This is a genomic window from Pseudochrobactrum sp. sp1633 (assembly GCF_030376605.1).
In the GTDB taxonomy this organism is placed as follows: Bacteria; Pseudomonadota; Alphaproteobacteria; order Rhizobiales; family Rhizobiaceae; genus Pseudochrobactrum.
In genome coordinates, this window is the sequence record NZ_JARRAE010000051.1 from 1 (window position 1) to 835 (window position 835).

The 835-nt window shown below is 47.3% G+C and carries 1 pseudogene; it reads right to left on the reverse strand.

Annotated features, from left to right (window positions below):
• A pseudogene (locus P8H26_RS18050) lies at positions 1 to 494 on the reverse strand (transposase); the annotation flags it as partial.
• Between the last annotated feature and the right edge of the window lie 341 nt (positions 495 to 835).

Genomic DNA, 835 nt, shown 5'->3' on the forward strand with positions numbered 1-835 from the left:
GTTCTTAGCGGCAATCAACAAGTAGAGAAAGCAAAGCCCAAAGCCCCAGCTCTTCTTTACTCGCGTCAGCCCGACCAACAAATCTGCGATCTGCTCGTTCTCTTCGTTCAGCTTTCGGCTGTAGCGATAACACGTCTGACTGACATCGAAGGTGCGGCAGGCCAGTGCAACACGCACACCGCGTAACGCCACAGCTTGTCTGGCCATCTCCCGGCGCTGAGATGGCCCTGTCACTTTTTTCCAAGGACCTCTTTCAGAAGCTCCGCCTGCATGCTCATCTCGGCATACATCTTCTTCAATCTGCGATTTTCATCTTCCAAGGCCTTCATCTGGCTAATCATGGATGCATCCATGCCGCCATATTTGGCACGCCATTTGTAAAATGAAGCATTGCTCATCCCGTGTTCGCGACATAGCTCAGGCACTGGAACGCCACCTTCCGCCTGACGCAGGATCGCAAGAATTTGCGGTTCGGTAAATCTGGTCACTTTCATCGAAATCTCCTCGAGCATAATGACGAGAAAATTCTACTTTTAAACCCGATTAATTCCCGGGGGGATTACCCTGACGTTCAGCCCCCATTCCTAGAGGCTGGTCAGGGTTGCAAACGTGGGATGGGGGCTGATTAATTGCATTTCATTTCCTGTGGGTCGAAGTCCTACATTTAGCTATCGAGCGCTTCTCGAATTGTAACGAAAGCTGATGATAGCTTAGATAGGAATAATCAAGTTATCCTATTGGTTTTATTATATCCAACGTTATTACATATGATTTGAGGAGGTGTTGCATTACGTAAATATTTTAGAGCGGCATATTTTTAAGCTAATAATGAAAC